The organism is Streptomyces sp. NBC_00104 (assembly GCF_045160825.1).
Taxonomy (GTDB): Bacteria; Actinomycetota; Actinomycetes; order Streptomycetales; family Streptomycetaceae; genus Streptomyces.
Genome location: NZ_CP108215.1, coordinates 6,009,085 through 6,024,480, shown reverse-complemented (window position 1 = coordinate 6,024,480; position 15,396 = coordinate 6,009,085). Strand labels below are relative to the sequence as shown.

General features: G+C 72.4%; 12 protein-coding genes and 2 pseudogenes. 4 read left to right on the top strand and 10 right to left on the bottom strand.

All coding sequences use genetic code 11. The annotated features are described in order from the left end of the window. Nucleotides 1–3 precede the first annotated feature (3 nt). The 5 genes from OG272_RS26520 to OG272_RS26500 all read right to left on the bottom strand — a co-directional run bounded on the left by OG272_RS26520 (nucleotide 4) and on the right by OG272_RS26500 (nucleotide 7,011). Nucleotides 4–714, bottom strand: coding sequence for a hypothetical protein (locus OG272_RS26520; protein WP_405895047.1), 711 nt, complete (start codon nucleotides 712–714; stop codon nucleotides 4–6). A 27-nt stretch (nucleotides 715–741) separates the two neighbouring features. After that, nucleotides 742–2,595, bottom strand: coding sequence for a PEP-utilizing enzyme (locus tag OG272_RS26515; RefSeq protein ID WP_405895045.1), 1,854 nt, complete (start codon nucleotides 2,593–2,595; stop codon nucleotides 742–744). Nucleotides 2,596–2,665: 70 nt separating this feature from the next. Then, nucleotides 2,666–3,748 carry a PEP/pyruvate-binding domain-containing protein gene (locus tag OG272_RS26510; RefSeq protein ID WP_327728595.1) on the bottom strand — a complete coding sequence of 361 codons (1,083 nt, stop codon included), beginning with the start codon at nucleotides 3,746–3,748 and terminating at the stop codon, nucleotides 2,666–2,668. A gap of 777 nt (nucleotides 3,749–4,525) precedes the next feature. Continuing rightward, on the bottom strand, nucleotides 4,526–5,809 hold the full coding sequence (locus tag OG272_RS26505) for a HupE/UreJ family protein (protein ID WP_405895043.1): 1,284 nt from the start codon (nucleotides 5,807–5,809) through the stop codon (nucleotides 4,526–4,528). After that, entirely contained in the window at nucleotides 5,806–7,011 is a 1,206-nt protein-coding gene (locus OG272_RS26500) for a DUF3500 domain-containing protein (RefSeq protein ID WP_328223673.1), read from the bottom strand. Before OG272_RS26500 ends, OG272_RS26505 begins: the two co-directional genes overlap by 4 nt. Nucleotides 7,012–7,134: 123 nt before the next feature. Here OG272_RS26500 and OG272_RS26495 point away from each other — a divergent pair, with 123 nt between their 5' ends. Beyond that, nucleotides 7,135–7,911, top strand: coding sequence for a response regulator transcription factor (locus tag OG272_RS26495; RefSeq protein WP_328223672.1), 777 nt, complete (start codon nucleotides 7,135–7,137; stop codon nucleotides 7,909–7,911). Continuing rightward, on the top strand, nucleotides 7,908–9,353 hold the full coding sequence (locus OG272_RS26490; protein ID WP_327728599.1) for a HAMP domain-containing sensor histidine kinase: 1,446 nt from the start codon (nucleotides 7,908–7,910) through the stop codon (nucleotides 9,351–9,353). Before OG272_RS26495 ends, OG272_RS26490 begins: the two co-directional genes overlap by 4 nt. Before the next feature lie 187 nt (nucleotides 9,354–9,540). Here the strand turns inward: OG272_RS26490 and OG272_RS26485 are convergent, their stop codons facing one another. Both OG272_RS26485 and OG272_RS26480 read right to left on the bottom strand, forming a co-directional pair. Then, nucleotides 9,541–10,647 (bottom strand): CU044_5270 family protein, encoded by a 1,107-nt coding sequence (locus OG272_RS26485; RefSeq protein WP_326580096.1) that lies wholly within the window; start codon nucleotides 10,645–10,647, stop codon nucleotides 9,541–9,543. Then, nucleotides 10,644–11,348, bottom strand: coding sequence for an RNA polymerase sigma factor (locus OG272_RS26480; protein ID WP_327728600.1), 705 nt, complete (start codon nucleotides 11,346–11,348; stop codon nucleotides 10,644–10,646). Before OG272_RS26480 ends, OG272_RS26485 begins: the two co-directional genes overlap by 4 nt. A 125-nt stretch (nucleotides 11,349–11,473) precedes the next feature. On the opposite strand from OG272_RS26480, the pseudogene OG272_RS26475 reads away from it, so the two are divergent. Continuing rightward, nucleotides 11,474–11,731 (top strand): annotated as a pseudogene (locus tag OG272_RS26475) (DUF2945 domain-containing protein); the annotation flags it as partial. Nucleotides 11,732–11,994: 263 nt separating this feature from the next. Here the strand turns inward: OG272_RS26475 and OG272_RS26470 are convergent. The 3 genes and pseudogenes from OG272_RS26470 to chvE all read right to left on the bottom strand — a co-directional run. Further along, a pseudogene (locus tag OG272_RS26470) lies at nucleotides 11,995–12,456 on the bottom strand (MSMEG_6728 family protein); the annotation flags it as partial. A 164-nt stretch (nucleotides 12,457–12,620) separates the two neighbouring features. Next, nucleotides 12,621–12,833 carry a DUF4287 domain-containing protein gene (locus OG272_RS26465; protein ID WP_327728601.1) on the bottom strand — a complete coding sequence of 71 codons (213 nt, stop codon included), beginning with the start codon at nucleotides 12,831–12,833 and terminating at the stop codon, nucleotides 12,621–12,623. A gap of 133 nt (nucleotides 12,834–12,966) precedes the next feature. Continuing rightward, nucleotides 12,967–14,055, bottom strand: coding sequence for a multiple monosaccharide ABC transporter substrate-binding protein (gene chvE / locus OG272_RS26460; RefSeq protein ID WP_327728602.1), 1,089 nt, complete (start codon nucleotides 14,053–14,055; stop codon nucleotides 12,967–12,969). 514 nt (nucleotides 14,056–14,569) lie between these two features. Between chvE and OG272_RS26455 the strand changes: the two genes are divergently transcribed. Then, nucleotides 14,570–15,076 (top strand): DUF5990 family protein, encoded by a 507-nt coding sequence (locus OG272_RS26455; RefSeq protein ID WP_326580109.1) that lies wholly within the window; start codon nucleotides 14,570–14,572, stop codon nucleotides 15,074–15,076. Nucleotides 15,077–15,396: the final 320 nt, after the last annotated feature.

Below are 15,396 nucleotides of genomic sequence, written 5' to 3'. Positions count from 1 at the left end.
TAATCAACCCGTATGGCCGCCGTCGGCCGAGGGGGCCCGGCCTGTGGGTCCCGGCCGCCGCGGGCCGGGGTCGAGCCCCGCGCAGGCGGCCAGCGCCCGGCCGATCGCGCGGCCCGTCCCGGTGAGGAGCCGGTCGTAGGTGACGGACAGGACCAGGCGCAGCGTCTGCTCGGCGTCGAGGCAGAACCAGGAGCCGACCGTCCGCAGCCCGTGCGGGGTGAGCCGCCACAGCTTGTCGGCGTCCTTGACCACCGCGTCGTCGGCGTTGAGGGCGTGCCGCCGGGTGTCGTGGCCGTCGACGATCTCCGTGATCCGCGCGGTGACGTCCGGCGGGTACCCGAGGTCGGTGAGGATGCGGTGGGCGATGACGGCACCCTCGGTCTCGTGTCTGCGGACGGTCCCGGGGTCGTGGGAGCCGGGGGCGATGGCGGGCAGGATGCGTGCCGGGTCGACGGTCTTCCAGCCGGTGTCGTGCAGCAGGATCGCGGGGAGCACCACGTCGGCGCGGGCCAGCGGCACCGCGGCCAGCAGCACGTCCGCGAGGCCGTAGGCGTGGAGCGAGTGCGTGGCGTTGTCCCGCACGTCGAGATACGGCAGGGCCCGGTCCCAGATCTCCCGTTCGACCCCGGTCAGGCGCACCAGCGCGGGCACCTCGTCCGCCGGGGGGATCATCGACGGGGCGAGCGGGAGGACGGGAAGCGGTGTGGGAGGCATGCCGGTCTCCTTTCGGCGCGAGCGCGCTCAGTCGAGGAGAGTGACGGTGCCGGCCGTGCCGTCGACGCGGATCCGCTGCCCCGTCCTGATACGGGTGGACGCCGACCCGGTCCCGGTCACCGCGGGCAGGGAGTACTCGCGGCAGACGATGGCGGCGTGCGACATCACCCCGCCTATGTCGGTCACGGTGGCCCGCACCCGCCCGAACACCGGGGCCCAGCTGGGCGCGGTGACCGGCGCGACGAGGATCTCCCCGTCCTGTACGAGGTCCAGTTCGGCGGGGCTGTGGACGATCCGGGCCGGGCCTTCCGCACGTCCGGGTGAGGCGGCCAGGCCGATCAGGTCGCCGGTGGTGTCGAGGTCGGCCAGCCAGGACCGGACGCGTTCGCTGGTGATGCCCCACAGCATGATGCTGAAGGGTTCCGTGACGGCGGCGGGCGGCCGGTTCAGCGCCGGTTCCGGGCGCCGGGACGCGAGGGCGCGGACCATCCGCCGCCGCCGTGCCACCTCGGGCGGCCAGTGGTCGGGGCCGATGGGCGCACTGCCCCGCGCCCAGCCGGACGCGAAGTCGAACAGCGCGCCGCGGGCCTCGTCGCGCGTGAGGTACAGCATGTCGTTCTCGCCGGGCCAGAAACCCGCCCGGTGCAACAGCGCCGACAGCTCACGGGTCTTGCGCCAGAAGACGCCCATGGACCAGTGCTCGATGTAGAAGTTGTGGTTCTCCACGTACGGGTAGACCTGTCGGGCGAGCCGCAGTTTGGCGTCGAAGTCCGTGCGCTGAGCGGGGTCGAGCAGGGCGGCGTACTCGCCGGTGATCCGGTCCCGTTCGGCGACGAGTTCGCTCACCCGCCGGTCGATGTGCTCGCCCCGGCGCAGCCGCCGGACGTAGTCGCCGATGTAGCCCAGGGGCAGCGCGGGTTCGTCCCGCCAGTACCGGTCCTCGGCGTAGAAGCCGTTGCCGGAGGTGAAGTTGAACCACGGGTCGCGGGCCGTCTCCCAGGCGTCCAGCCAGTCCCGGCCCCCGGGCGCCGACGCGACGGAGTCGAGGGTGTGCCGTCCGGGGCCGGGGACGGTCAGCAGGTGGTCCAGGTCCAGTTCGACGGCGAGCTTCGCCAGTCGCTTCAACTCGTCGTCCGGGCGGAACAGTTCCATGTCCACGCCCTGGACCATGGCCGCGACCGCCTGGTCGGGGATACCGGGGAACCACTGTCCGCACGCCTGGAAGAGGTCCAGGTAGGCCGCGTAGCCGAGGTTGAGGAACTCGAAGTGGTGCTGCCAGGCCCGGTGGCACAGCGCCAGGAGCCTGTCGTACCCGCCGAGCAAAGTGTCGGCCGCGTCCAGCCCGACGCCGCGCTCGACCTCCTCGTACGGCTGGACGTCGGGCAGTTCGGTGAACCGGAGCGCCTCCAGCTCCCCGATCGTGGCGAGGACCTTGCCCTTCCAGGTGTCCAGCAGCGCGTCCCAGTGCGCGAAGTAGTACCCGGCGCGCCGGAGGAACTCCGGCACCCTCGCCGCCGCCTCGTCCCGCTCCACCGTCACCGGGTGGTGGTAGACGTATCCCTGGTGGACGCGGCATTCCAGGCCGCCTGCGGGCGGCACGAGGAAGTACCGGGTGTTGAACTGCCCCAGGCACTTCGTCGACAGCTCCGGGCCGATCGTCTCGAACGGTTTGAGCACCGTGGGCCAGTGCTGGCTGTCGCAGAACCAGAACTTCGCCTCCTCCACAGCCCGCCGCTCGGGCTGGAAGAGCACGTTGTACGGGTACATGCTCCGCCAGTCCTCGGCCCCCTCGGGCGCCCGCTGCTCGTAGGGGCTGGGGAAGCTCGTGCGCCGTGCGGACGACGTGTGCCGCCGGGTCGGGGTGCGCTGCTGGGTCGCCATGCGAGGTCCCTTCGTCGGGCCCGTGCGGGCCGGGCCGGGCCGGGCCCGGGGCTCGGGTCGCTCGGGTCGCTCAGGTCGGGAGGGTCCCGAGTCCGAGCATGGTGTCGGCGATGCTGGAGACGCCCGCCCCGGGCACCACCTCGGCTCGCGCGCGTGGTCGACGGCTCCAGAACGTCTCGGGCCGCGCCTGGAGCAGCAGCACGCGGGGGCCACTGTCCGGGAGCGGGGCCGCGTCACGGGCGATGACCCACTCGACGTCCTGCGGGCAGCCGTAGTGCCGCTCGACGCGCTTGGCCAGCTCGGCGACGGCGGTGACCTCGGCGGGCTCCAGGCACGCCCTCCCGCGGCGGGCGTCCTCGACCGCGCGCCGGAGGAGGCCGTGCCCGTCCGGCGCGACGACCAGCTCGTGGTGCTGCGGCGACAGGGTCGTCTTCAAGGGGACGAGCAGCACCTTGTCCACGACGTAGTGGTCGGGGGTCGTCTCGCCGGACATCACCGGTTCGCCGAGTCCCCAGGCGGCGTCGATGACGATCTTCGACGGGTCGCCGTCGGCCGGGTTCACGGTCATGGCCACCCCGGCGGTGCGCGCGTCGACCATGCTCTGCACACCCACCGCCATGCTCAGCCCCCGCTCGGGCATCCCGCCCGCAGCGCGGTAGGTGATCGCCCGCGCCGTCCACAGGCTCGCCCAGCAGCGGCGTACGGCGTCGACGACGGCGTCGGCCCCGCGCACCCCCAGGTACGTGTCGTACTGCCCGGCGAAGCTGGCCGCCGGCAGGTCCTCCGTCCCGGCGCTCGACCGTACGGCCACCGGGACGTCCTGGGCCGCCCCGAGGACCCGGTAGGCCGCGGTGACGGCCGTCGCGACCGGGGGCGGCACGGGCCGGTCGGTGACCAGTCCACGGACCTCGGCGGCACGTCTCTCGGTGTCGGCCGTGTCGGAGAGGTCGAGCCCGGCGAGGAGGGAGCCGATCCGCGCACGAAGGCCGCCGCCGTCGAGCGCGGCGTCGAAGGCGTCGGTGGTCACCGCGAACCCGGGCGGCACCGGGACCCCGCGGCCGGTCATCGTCAGCAGAGCGGCGCATTTGCCCCCGACCCGGGCGGTGAACGGAGCGGCGCCGGAATCGAATGCGACGGTGTACTGGTCGGCCATGGAAGGGCTCTCCGCACGGGCAGGGCTGCACGGCATCCCCCCACCGAGCTTACGGCGTCCCGGGCGACCACGGCATTCGGCGACCCGGCAGACGCCGCGCCCGCCCGACCGGAGCGGCCCGGCAGCCGCCGCACCAGCCCGACCGACCGGAGCGGCCCGGCCGCAGCCGCGCGGCCGCGGCCGCCGGAACGCCTGCGGGGTAGGGGTTCGGGGAGCACAGGCACGGGCCTGCGGGGCGGTCGTACGCCGCCGTGAGGCGGGGCCGACGGACCGATGCGCCGGACGCGCGGCTCACGTTCCGGCCGGAGTCCGGGGCACCCGGCCTCGGAGCCACCACCGACGGCCCCGGGCAACGACGGCAGGCGCCGTACCAGCCCGACCGCAGCGGCCCGACCGAAGCGGCCCGACCGCGGCCGCGCGGCCGCGGCCGCCGGAACGCCTTCGCGGGGTACGGGTACCACCCGAGACGGTCGCACGCAGCGCCAGGGGTGCGTCCGGCGTACGGATCCGCCGGACGCGCGGCTCACGTTCCGGCCGGAGCCCAGGGCACCCGGCCTCGGAGAAGGCCGCCGACGGCCCCGGGCAGCGACGGCAGGCGCCGTCCAGCCCGGCCGAAGCGGCCCGGCCGCAGCCGCGCGGCCGCTCACGCCGGAACGCCCGCGGGCCCGCGGCCGCGCACGCCGGACCGCCCGCGGGGGTACAGGTGCCGCCGGGCCCACGGGGCGGTCGCGCGGCGCTGGGGCGCGTCCGGCGGAGCGGGTCCGCCGGGCGCGCGGGTCACTGTCCCGCCGGAGCCCAGGGCACCCGGCCCCGGAGACGGGCCGCGGCGGCGAACGCCGCCAGCGTCCCCGCGACCAGCAGGGGGTGCCCGACCAGCCAGGTCTGGACGCCCTCGAACGGGTCGACGGCGGTCAGCGTCGCGCGCTCCAGCGTCCAGGACACCGAGAAGACGAGGCCGATGACGGCCACCCCGACGCGGAACGCGGGATAGAGCGGGGTGCGGGCCAGCACGACCAGCGACGGCATCATCAGGGCGACGACGAGCAACTGCGTCAGTTCGATGCCCAGGTTGAAGCCCAGCAGCGTGGTCACGAGCGATCCCCGGTCGAGGCCGAGGTCGCCGATGAGCGAGGCGAACGCCAGCCCGTGGACGAGGCCGAACCCGGCGGCGATCAGCACCTCTCCGCGGGCCACCAGCGGCCGTACCGCATGGACCGCGGACACCGCGATCGAGACGGCGATGAGCGTCTCGACCGGCCGGGACGGCACCTGGACCGCTCCCGAGGCCGCGAGGGCCAGGGTGAGCGAGTGGCCCACGGCGAACGCCGACACGACGTGCACGACGCGTACGACGGCGCGGCGCGGCGAGGTGTCCGAGGCGCGCCACCGGCCGCCGGCCGCCACCAGCGGGGCGGGGATGAGCAGCATCAGCAGGAACAGCAGGTGGTCGGCGCCCTCACCGACATGCTCGATGCCGAGCCCCGCCGTGGTGGCGAGACCCGTCAGCCAGGAGCCCTCACCGGCCGGGACCCGCAGGCTCCCGGTGTCCCGGTCGAGGACGCCCAGGGTCTCGGCGTCGTCCGCCCTGAGGATGCCCCGGTCGAAGTCGTAGCGGACGGTGGCGAGGACCTTGTGGGTGAGGAGTTCCTCCACGATGACGTCGTAGCGCAGCCGGAAGTCGGTGACCTGTCCGTCCGGCGGGCGGATGGTGAGCGGGTAGACGAGGTGCGCCGTCCCGTCGATCGTCCGCACCGAGCCGGTGGCGAGCGTGACGGTCCACGCGTCGCCGTCCTCGCCGACGGCGCCGATGTGCTGGGCCGTGTAGCGCTTGAGGAAGGACCGGTCCTCGCCGAGCACACCGGTGCGGGTGAGGTCACGGTCGACGGCGACCGCCAGGCGGTCGACGGGGAGTTGGACCTCGCCCTCGACGTGGTCGTCCCGGATGTCGAGCAGGACGGCCGAGGTGCTCATCGGGTGGGCGCCGGCCGGCGACACGAGGCCGCCGACCAGCAGGAACGCCGCGAGCAGGAGGGTGTGGCAGACACGGCGCACGGACGTCATTCCCAGCCGTAGTCGGAGGTCTCGTCCCGGAAGACCGTGTGCTGGTGGATCTGTTCGGGCGTGTCGCCGGCCTGGTTGGAGAACTCGATCCAGGCGGACGGCCCGTCGAGACGGACGTACGTCTCGTTGTTGTCGATGGTGTTCCCGCCGCTCCAGCCGATGTACGTCTCGTCGTACTCGGAGACGTACTTCTTCAGCAGCCGTCCCGCGGCCTTCTCGTCCAGGTCGTCGACCCAGGTGCGCAGCATCGCGGTCACCTTGGCCCGCTGCTTCTTGGTGAGGCTGCTGACGAGGACGCCCTCGGGTTCGGCCGGGAAGGGGCCGTCGTCGCCGGGGCCGAGCAGCAGGTCGTCGAAGCTGCCGTCGATCTCGGCGGCGGCCAGTTCGTCGACGGTGAGCGACTGGACGGCGCCGATGGTGGCGGCCCGCTTGTCCGCGAGCGGGGCGTACTCCTTGTCCTCCCAGGTGAATGCCATCGGCTCGACGGCGGTCAGAGTCGGCGACATGGTCACGTTCTTGCCGGCGTAGGTGATGTTGTACGCCGCGTGGTGGCCGCCGTACTGGACCATGAACTCGCCTGTCTTGCTGGGCTGTCCGAAGAAGGCGATGTAGTACCCCTCCGAGCCGAAGTCGGCGCCGCCACCGCCACCTCCGCCACCGCCGGGACCGCCGCCGGGGCCGCCGGTGGGGGTGCCGGTCGGAGATCCGGAGGGAGGCGTGGGCGTCGTCTCGTCCTCGTCTTCCTCGCTTTCCTCCTGCGCGGCGAGGTAGTCGTCGGCCTCGCGGATCTCGACGAGCTCCTGGTAGCCCTGCTTGCTGAGTGCGGCCTCCATGACCTTCATGGCCGCCGCGTCCTGCTCGGCGGTGAGGTCGCCCAGCTTCAGGCCGTTGCGGTCGACGACGCCGTCCGGGAAGTTCGACCAGCCGGTCTTCTTCACCTCGTCGCCGAAGTCGTAGAGGGCGGTCTCCTTCTGCTCGTCGGACAGCGTGGCGAGGAAGGCGTCCGCGGCCTTCACGACCTGGGCGGTGTTGGCGCCACCGGCTCCGGTGCGGGCCGCGGCGGCCGGGATGGCCTGCTCGGCGACCGTCGCCGAGGCGGACCCGGGGTCGAAGGCGAGATAGCCGACGGTGCCGAGGGCGATGCTCAGGCACGCGGCGAGTACCACGGACCGGCGCAGTACGGGGCGGGTGTGGGACGGCATGACGCTCCTGTGGTGTGAGGGTGGTGGAGCCCTCATCGTGGAAGAGCGGTCTCAGCGCCCGGCGGGAGCGAGTCGGGAATTGGATGAGAAGCGGCTGACAGAACGCTGTGCGACGATGCGCGCATGCCGGAACGTGTCCTCGTCGCCGACGACGATCGAGCCGTCCGCGAAGCCGTCGAGCGGGCACTGGAGTTGGAGGGCTACGACGTCGTCACCGCCGGCGACGGTGTGGAGACCCTTGTCCTGGCCCGCCGGGACTCCTTCAGCGCGCTCATCCTCGACGTGATGATGCCGCACATCGACGGCGTGGCCGTCTGCCGGGTGCTGCGCGCCGACGGCGACCGCACCCCCGTACTGCTGCTCACCGCACGGGCCGGCGTCCCGGACCGGGCGGACGGGCTGGACGCCGGCGCCGACGACTATCTGCCCAAGCCCTTCGAGGTGCCCGAACTGCTCGCGCGGCTACGGGCGTTGCTGCGCCGGGCCGCGCTGACGGCGCCACCCGCCGCATCGACGTCACCCACCTCGCCGACTTGGCCGGCCTCTTCAGCCTCCCCGGCCTCGCCCGCCTCGCGGGCCGGGCAGGGCGAGCGCGCGGGTGACCTGCTGCGAATGGCGTCCCTGCGCGTCTCCCCGGGCACCCGACGCGCGTGGTGGGGCGCGGCCGAACTCCGGCTGACGAGAACCGAGTTCGACCTGCTGGAGCTGCTGGTGCGCAACGAGGGCCTCGTCCTGGACCACGCGGAGATCTACCGGACGGTGTGGGGCTCCGACGCCGCCGTGGACGCGAAGAACCTCGCCGGTTACGTCGGCTATCTGCGGCGCAAGCTCGCCGAGACCGGAGCACCCGACCTCATCCGCACGGTACGCGGCGTGGGTTACGCGGCGCGGCGGCCATGAGTCTGCGCTCGCGGTTCGCGCTCGCCTTCGCCGCCGTCGGTGCCGCCGTGGCGGTGGCGGTCGGCGCGCTGAGCTACCGCGCCGCCTCCGACCGCGTCCTCGCGGAGATCGACCGGTCGCTGAGGTCGACCACCACGGCCCTGGCGCACGCGGCGGAGGAACAGCAGGAGCAGGCCGTGGCCGACGCGGTCACCCACGGCACCGGCCCCGACCTCTATCCCGGACCGGACCTGCCCGGCCCGGGGGACGAGGAGGAGCGGCGGCCGGTCCTGCAGGCCGTGGCCCGGGACGGCACGCCCACCCTCCTGGGCGGCCCGCTCGACGAACTGCCGGTGTCCCGGACCGCGCGCGCCCTCGCCGCCTCCGGCCCGGCCGGCCGGTCGGACACCACCGAGACCGACGTGGGCGGCCACACCTACCGGCTGCTGACGACCGCGCTCGGCGGCGATCGCGGCGCCCTGCAGGTGGCCGTCCAGGTCGACCAGACCCACTACGTACTGGGCGGCATGAAGAGGCAGATCGCCGCGGCCAGCCTGGCGGTCATGCTCGTCGCGGCGGGCACGGGCCGGCTGCTGGCCGGACGCATCACCCGTCGTCTCGCGCGGCTGGCCGAGGTCGCCGAGGAGGTCAGCACGGACGGCCGTGTCGGCGGCGACGCACCGGAGTTGACGGGCGGCCGCGACGAAGTCGGGCGGCTGTCCGCGTCGTTCAGCAGGATGCTCGGCCGCATCGCCGCCGCCCGTGAGGCCCAGGAACGGCTGGTGCACGACGCCGCCCACGAGCTGCGGACCCCGCTGACCAGCCTGCTGGCCAACGCCACCGTGCTGCACCGCGTCACCGAACTGTCCCCCGACTCCCGCGACCGGCTCCTCGACGACGTCCAGGACGAGACGCGCGAACTCGGTCACCTCGTCGACGAACTCGTCGAACTGGCCCTGGCGGGCGGCCGCGAGGAGGCCGAGGAACCCGTCGCCCTGGCCGAGGTCGCCCGCCGCGCGGCGCGGCGCGTGTACCGGCGCACCGGACGCCTGGTCCACATCGACGCCGACGACTGCGTGGTCCGCGGCCGCCCCCAGGGCCTCGAACGCGCGGTGGGCAACCTGCTGGAGAACGCCGCCAAGTTCGACGCCGACGGCGACGAGCCCATCGAGGTGCGCGTCCGCCGGGGAGCGATCACCGTCCGCGACCGGGGCCCCGGCATCGCCGCCGCCGACATCAACCGTGTCTTCGACCGCTTCTACCGGGCCGACGGCACGCGCGGTCTGCCCGGGTCCGGACTCGGCCTCGCCATCGTCCACGACGTCGCGGAGGCCCACGGCGGAACCGTCTCGGCGGGTACGCGGCCCGGCGGCGGCGCCACCGTGGGCTTCACCGTGAGCCGGTCACGTCTTCTGCCCGGCCCCGGCCCCGGCCCGCGCACCCCGACCACCGCGACGGACTGACCGCACCCGTCCGCCCCGCCGACGGACCGACCGCACCCGTCCGCCCCGCCGACGGGACCGACCGCACCCATCACCCCGCCGACGGACCGACCGCACCCGTCTGCCCCGCCGACGGGACCGACCGCACCCGTCCGCCCCGCCGACGGACCGACCGCCCCCATCACCCCCGACGACAGACCGCCTGAGGTCAGCCGTCCTGCGACGGGGTCTGCTTGATGCCGTCGACGATGGCGCGGTTCATGATGGCGCTGGTGAAGACCACCGTGCCGGGCTTGATCAAACCGCCCTCCTCGGTGGTCCTGTTCACCTGAACCGTGCGGTCGCCCAGGTAGACGTGGGTCTTCCTGTCGAAGATCCACTCCTCGCGCTGACCGCTGGTCTCGTCCAGCCGGGCCACGGCCACCCCGTGCCGGCCCGCCGCGTCCACCGCGTCGTCGACCACGACGACACCGGGAATCTTCGCGGCGGCCTTGAACAGGGCCGAGGACAGCTCCGCCGGGGGATAGCTTTCGCCGAGCAGGTCACCGATGGTGGTGAACGCCTGCTGGTCGGGGGAGTTGCCGGCCCCCTCGGTCTCCTTGTAGATCTTGGCCAGCAGGGCGTCGGGGTCGGTGGTCAGCTTGGCCAGGTAGTCGTACGACGGGGCGTTCAGGTACGCCTGCGGGGTGTTGCCCTGCTCGTCGGGGAGGCTCAGGGTCTCGCCCTCGGGGCTGTCGTTGACCGCGGGGTCGATCAGCCAGCCCTTGGTGCCGTCCGGCGACTCCCACACCTGGCGGGTGTGCAGCGCGTGGCTGGCCAGGGTGGTCCTGTCGTCGACGGTCTTCAGGAAGATGCTGGACGTCTTGGACTCGATGTAGATGTACTGGCCGGGCTTGACGGCCGGGTGCTCCCCCTCGGCCGCCGTGAGCGCGATCTGGTCGAGCAGCTGCGGTACGCCCTTGGTCGTGGCGGTGCCGACGGTGGTGGTCAGGGCCGGTCCGCTGGCGAGGCCGCCGTCCTCGACCCCGGTGCCGCCACCGGACGCGGCCACCCCGACGACGACCACCCCGGCGAGGGCCGCGGCCAGTGCGGGCAGGGCGATCGCGGGGCGCGGCAGCCGGAAGCGCCGGGTCTTCGCCGGGGCGGCCGGCTTCGTCGCCGCGCGCTCGTCCGCCTGGGTCTCGTGAATCTGGGCCATCATGCGCTCCTTGTGGAACTGGTGACGGCCCGGCGGCAGGTCGCGCGTCGTCCGGTCGAAGAGCTGTGCGCCCTCTGCAGACTCGGCAGCGTTCTGCCGGGACGTGTTCGCGGTCATCGGTTTCCTTCCTGTGCGGGCCGGATCGCGTGTGCGTGATCGCCTCTTGTCTGTCTGCGGGGGCTGCCGACTTCCCGTTTCCCGGGACTTTCCCCGAGATTTCTCTCAAGCGCTGTCGCCGCGGCCTCCCCTCCCAAGTGCCTTCTACGGCTTGGCAGTTGAGGTAGGGCCAGGGCGGCCTCGGCCTTCCTGCGGAGCTTCTTGCGGGCACGGGAGAGGCGGGAGGCGACCGTACCGACCGGAATGCCGAGCGCCTCCGCCGCGGCCTCGTAGTCCAGGCCCTCCCCCAGGCAGAGCACGATGACCTCGCGCTCCGGACGGCGCAGTGACGCCAGGGCCGTGAGCGCCTGCGCGAGGCGCTGCCGGCCGTCGAGGCGGTCCGCCACCTCCTCGGCGTGGTCGGGCACCGACAGTTCGGCCGCCGCGGCCGCCTGCGCCGCCGCCCGGTACCGCCGGTTGCTCCGGTACTGGTTGCGCGCGGTGTTGGTGGCGATGCCCAGCAGCCACGGCCGCAGGGAACCGCCCTCCGGGTCGACCCTGTCCCGCAGGCGCCACGCCTCCATGAAGGTCGCGGCCATCACGTCCTCGGCCGTCGACCAGTCCGCGGTCAGCCGGAAGGCATGGTTGTAGACAGCGCGGGCGTAGTCGTCGAAGAGCTCGGCGAACGCGCTCGAATCCCCGGCCCGTACCCGGGTTCGCATATGAGTGCTCACACCCATGAGCTGTCCGGCACACCGCACCGACTTCCCGTGACCTGCGCCACACTCGACCCGACACGCGTGATCGGCCCATCGAAGCACCTCCGCTTTCGGGCGTTCGTTTCCGCATGGTTCGCCCGGGCACTCGCGAGGTGAGCGTGAGCGACGGGAGGTGTCCCGTGTCCGGGAAACAGCGACCGCGCAGGGGCGACCGGGTGTCGTGGAGGAGTCACGGGGCCGAGGCCACGGGCAGGGTCGAGAAGAAGATCACCGAGAGGACCGCGGCGGCCGGACGCACCGTCGACGCCTCCGCCCAGGACCCGCAGTACCAGGTCCGCAGCGAGAAGTCCGGGCGCAGGGCCGTACACACACCGCAGGCGCTTCGCGTGACGAGGGACGTGAAGAAGAAAGGGTGCCGCGTCCACCCGGACGCGTCCCGCCCACGAGACCGGAGGGCCGTTCGATGGCCGACGGGAGCGGTGCCGGCCTACCGCGCGGGGCTGTGGCTCCCGCCGGTAGGTGAGTCACCGCTCCGGTCGGAAGGCGAGTCGCCTCCCCGGCCGGCACGCGAGTCACCTCCCCGGTCGGCACGTAAGTCGCCGCTCCGGTCGGCACGTGAGTCGCCTCTCCGGCCGGAAGGCGAGTCCCCGCTCCGGTCGGATGCCGGCCAGACGTACGGCAGATCGTCCGGCACGCCTGGGAAGGCCGGTGTGTAGGTGACCGGGTCCTTGCGTACCAGCGCCGACCGGTGGCTGCGGTGAAAGGTGTCGTCGCCGAGCCAGGGAGGCAGTTCCCCGGCGGCCGCCAGTCGCGGCTGGTCACGTATCGGCGCGTCGGGGCGGAACTCCGCGAGGTCGGCGACCAGCGTGGCCGCGCAGCTGTCCCGATGGCCCTGCTCGGACCACACCTGGCAGACCTCCAGGCCGTACCGGACCAGCGCCTCCTCGTATCCCGCCCACATGCGCACGGCCGGATGCCGACGCCACCCGTAGCCCGGCAGGATGAGGCCGCGAAGGACCTGCAGGGCCTCGACCCGCTGCTTGCCCAGCCGGCGAGGGTCCAGGACCAGCGCCGAGGCCCGGAAACCTGGATAGGGCAGGAAGGTCTGCACGCGTCGTCGCCCCTCTCCGCACGGAGTTCCCCACGTCGGCCTCGCCGAGCCGGCCGGACAACGCGCCGGGTACCCCGCGTACGGCACCCATTCCCTCAGGTTCCCTCAGGCGCTCCGCCCGCCCGGCGCGCCGAGGCTCCCGCTCGAACCCGACCGTGAGCGGTTCACCTGCCGGCTTGTTCGGCGAGCGTGTGGGCCACGAGCGCGTTGGCGTGGCCGTGTCCGAGGCCGTGCTCGTTCTTGAGCCAGGAGACGAGCTCCATGTGCCTGGTCAGCGACGAGGCCCGGATCAGGTCCTTCCACTCCGCCACCGGACGGCCGTACTTCTTCTCGATCGAAGGGAAGTAGCCGGCGGGGCCCTTCACAGGTGCGGTCATGTCGGTCGCGTCCTTTCCTCGGCCGGTCGAACGACTCCGTCGACTCCGTGGTCATGACCGGTGGAGGCGGGAGAAGTGATCGGCCTTCGGAAGTGATCCGGGTCACTCGCCGGGGGGCGCCCGTGAGGGGCGGTTACTTGAGGTCCTCGGCTGTGTAGTAGTCGCTCCCGAGCAGGATGTACTCGTAGTTGCTCTTGTCGACGCTGATCGGCTGGAGCAGGTAGGCGGGCACGGCCTTGACGCCGTTCTTGTAGGCCCTTCTGTTGTTCAGCTCCGGCGTCTTGTCGTTGAGTATGTCGTCGGCCATGTACGCGGCCCGCTCGGCGAGCTGACGGAGGTCCTTGTAGACGGTCTGCGACTGCTCGCCCGCGATGATCGACTTCACCGAGGCCAGTTCGGCGTCCTGGCCGGTGATCACCGGGAGGGGCTTGCCGGCCGAGCCGTAGCCGTCCGCCTTCAGCGCGTTCAGGATGCCGATGGAGATGCCGTCGTACGGCGACAGGACCGCGTCGACCTGCGCGCTCCCGTACGACTTGGCGAGGACCTCGGTCATGCGCTTCTGCGCGGTGGGCCCGTCCCAGCGCAGCGTGGTGATCTCGTCGAGCGCGGTCTGACCGGACCGGACGACCAGTTGCTCGCTGTCGATGTACGGCTGCAGAAGGTGCATCGCGCCGTCGAAGAAGAACTTGGTGTTGTTGTCGTCGGGGGAGCCGGCGAACAGCTCGATGTTGAACGGCCCCTCGCCGTCCTCCAGGCCGAGCTTGTCGATGATGTGGCGGGCCTGGAGCCGGCCGACCTGCTCGTTGTCGAACGAGACGTAGTAGTCGACGTTCTTGGAGCCGAGGATGAGCCGGTCGTAGGAGATCACCGGGATCTCCGCGGCGGCGGCCTGCTGGAGCACACCGTTCAGCGACTTGTTGTCGATGGCCGCGATGATCAGTGCGTCGACGCCCTGCTTGATCAGTTTCTCGATCTGCGAGACCTGGGTCTTCGGGCTGTCGTCGCCGTAGAGCAGCTCGGTCTTGTACCCCTTGTCCTGCAGGTCGTCCACGACACTCTTGCCGTCGGTGAGCCACCGCTCGGAGGCACGGGTCGGCATGGCGATACCGATCGTGCCGCGCTCGGAACTGGCCTCGCTCTCCTGGCCGCCGCAGGCGGTCGTGGTGAGGGCGAGGGACACCGCTCCGGCGATTGCGGCGAGGGCGGCTCTTCGACTGAGCATGGTGATCGTTCCCTGTTCCTGTCGTCGTTGAGAGGATGACGGCGAACCAGACGTCGCTGGGGAAAGCGGTGGAGCGGGCGGGGTGAGCCCGCGGGGAATCCGCTCAGCGGCCTCGTGGACGCGCGCGCGGCGCCGAGGTCGTCGGGGCGCGGCGCACCCGCTTCAGCGGCGGTGAACAGCGGACGGCACTCTCCGAGCTCATCGCGAACCAGCTCGCCCGGCACGTTGCTCGACCCCTGGACGTGGGTCAGGCCGCGCCACGGCGTCCCGGCCGCGTGTGCGCTGGTTCCGGTGATACGCAGGGCACTCGGCTTTCCCATCGTTCGAAATCTCGTCACACGGTCGGAATGTCTGCGCGACAGTAAGAGGGGATGTGCGGAGTGTCAACGGGGCGAACACAATCGGTTCCAGAAAGTGGCGAAGCTCGCTCCGGTCGCGGGCGGCATCTCGACGGCGGCATCACGGCCACCGTCCGCGACGACCACCGGGCCGCGACGGCGGGATGATGGGCGTCATGCGCATCCGCATCGACGCCGTCGACCTGCCCGGCCTCACCCGCCCCGCCTCCGCGGACGGCAGAGCCCCCGCGTACGGCAACATCCACGTCGCCGTGCAACGCCGCGACCGCCCGGCCGAACTCCTCGACCCACAGCCCGGCGACGCACCGTCCGCGACCTGGACCCTGGAGTGCGCCACGAGCACCTCGCCGACCGGCACCGAGGTCACCGGCCCCCATGTGCAGGACCGTCTGGGCCGGCGGTTCATCTACCTGTCGTGGGGCACGGTCGACGAGTCGGGCACCTTCACGATGTTCCGCCGCGCCAAACTCATGCTCGACGTCGTCCCCGCCGACATCCTCGCCACCGCCGCTCGCGACGGGCTGCTGGTCGGACGCCTCGGCCTGACCGACGCGCAGGGCGGGCCCCTGTGCGCACGGGTCGAGCCCCCGCACATCACCTGGACCGCCGAACGACAGGCCCCAGGCTCGCCGGCCTCGCGTCGCCCCTTCGGGCCTGTGTGACCTTAATCGCCGTAGTGAGGTCTCGGCGCGTGCGCCGCCGTCCCGTGCGCCGGTGCCGACGACGGTGGCGCACGGCCCATCGGCGGAGGTCATGGCGCTGCGGCCGGAACCGCCCGGCGGGAACACCGTACGGGCGCGGATCAATATCTGTGGTCGCGGGATGAGAAATAGAGGCGGTGCGCGGCGAGTATTCCTGGACCGCCGAGCGGATCGGAATTGTTGACCGCACGGGGCCGATGACACCGTGCTAATGTCGATCTCAGTTGCAGGTGTGGTTGCCAGAAGGTTCATTTTTCCGACGGTTAATCAGCACGGCGACG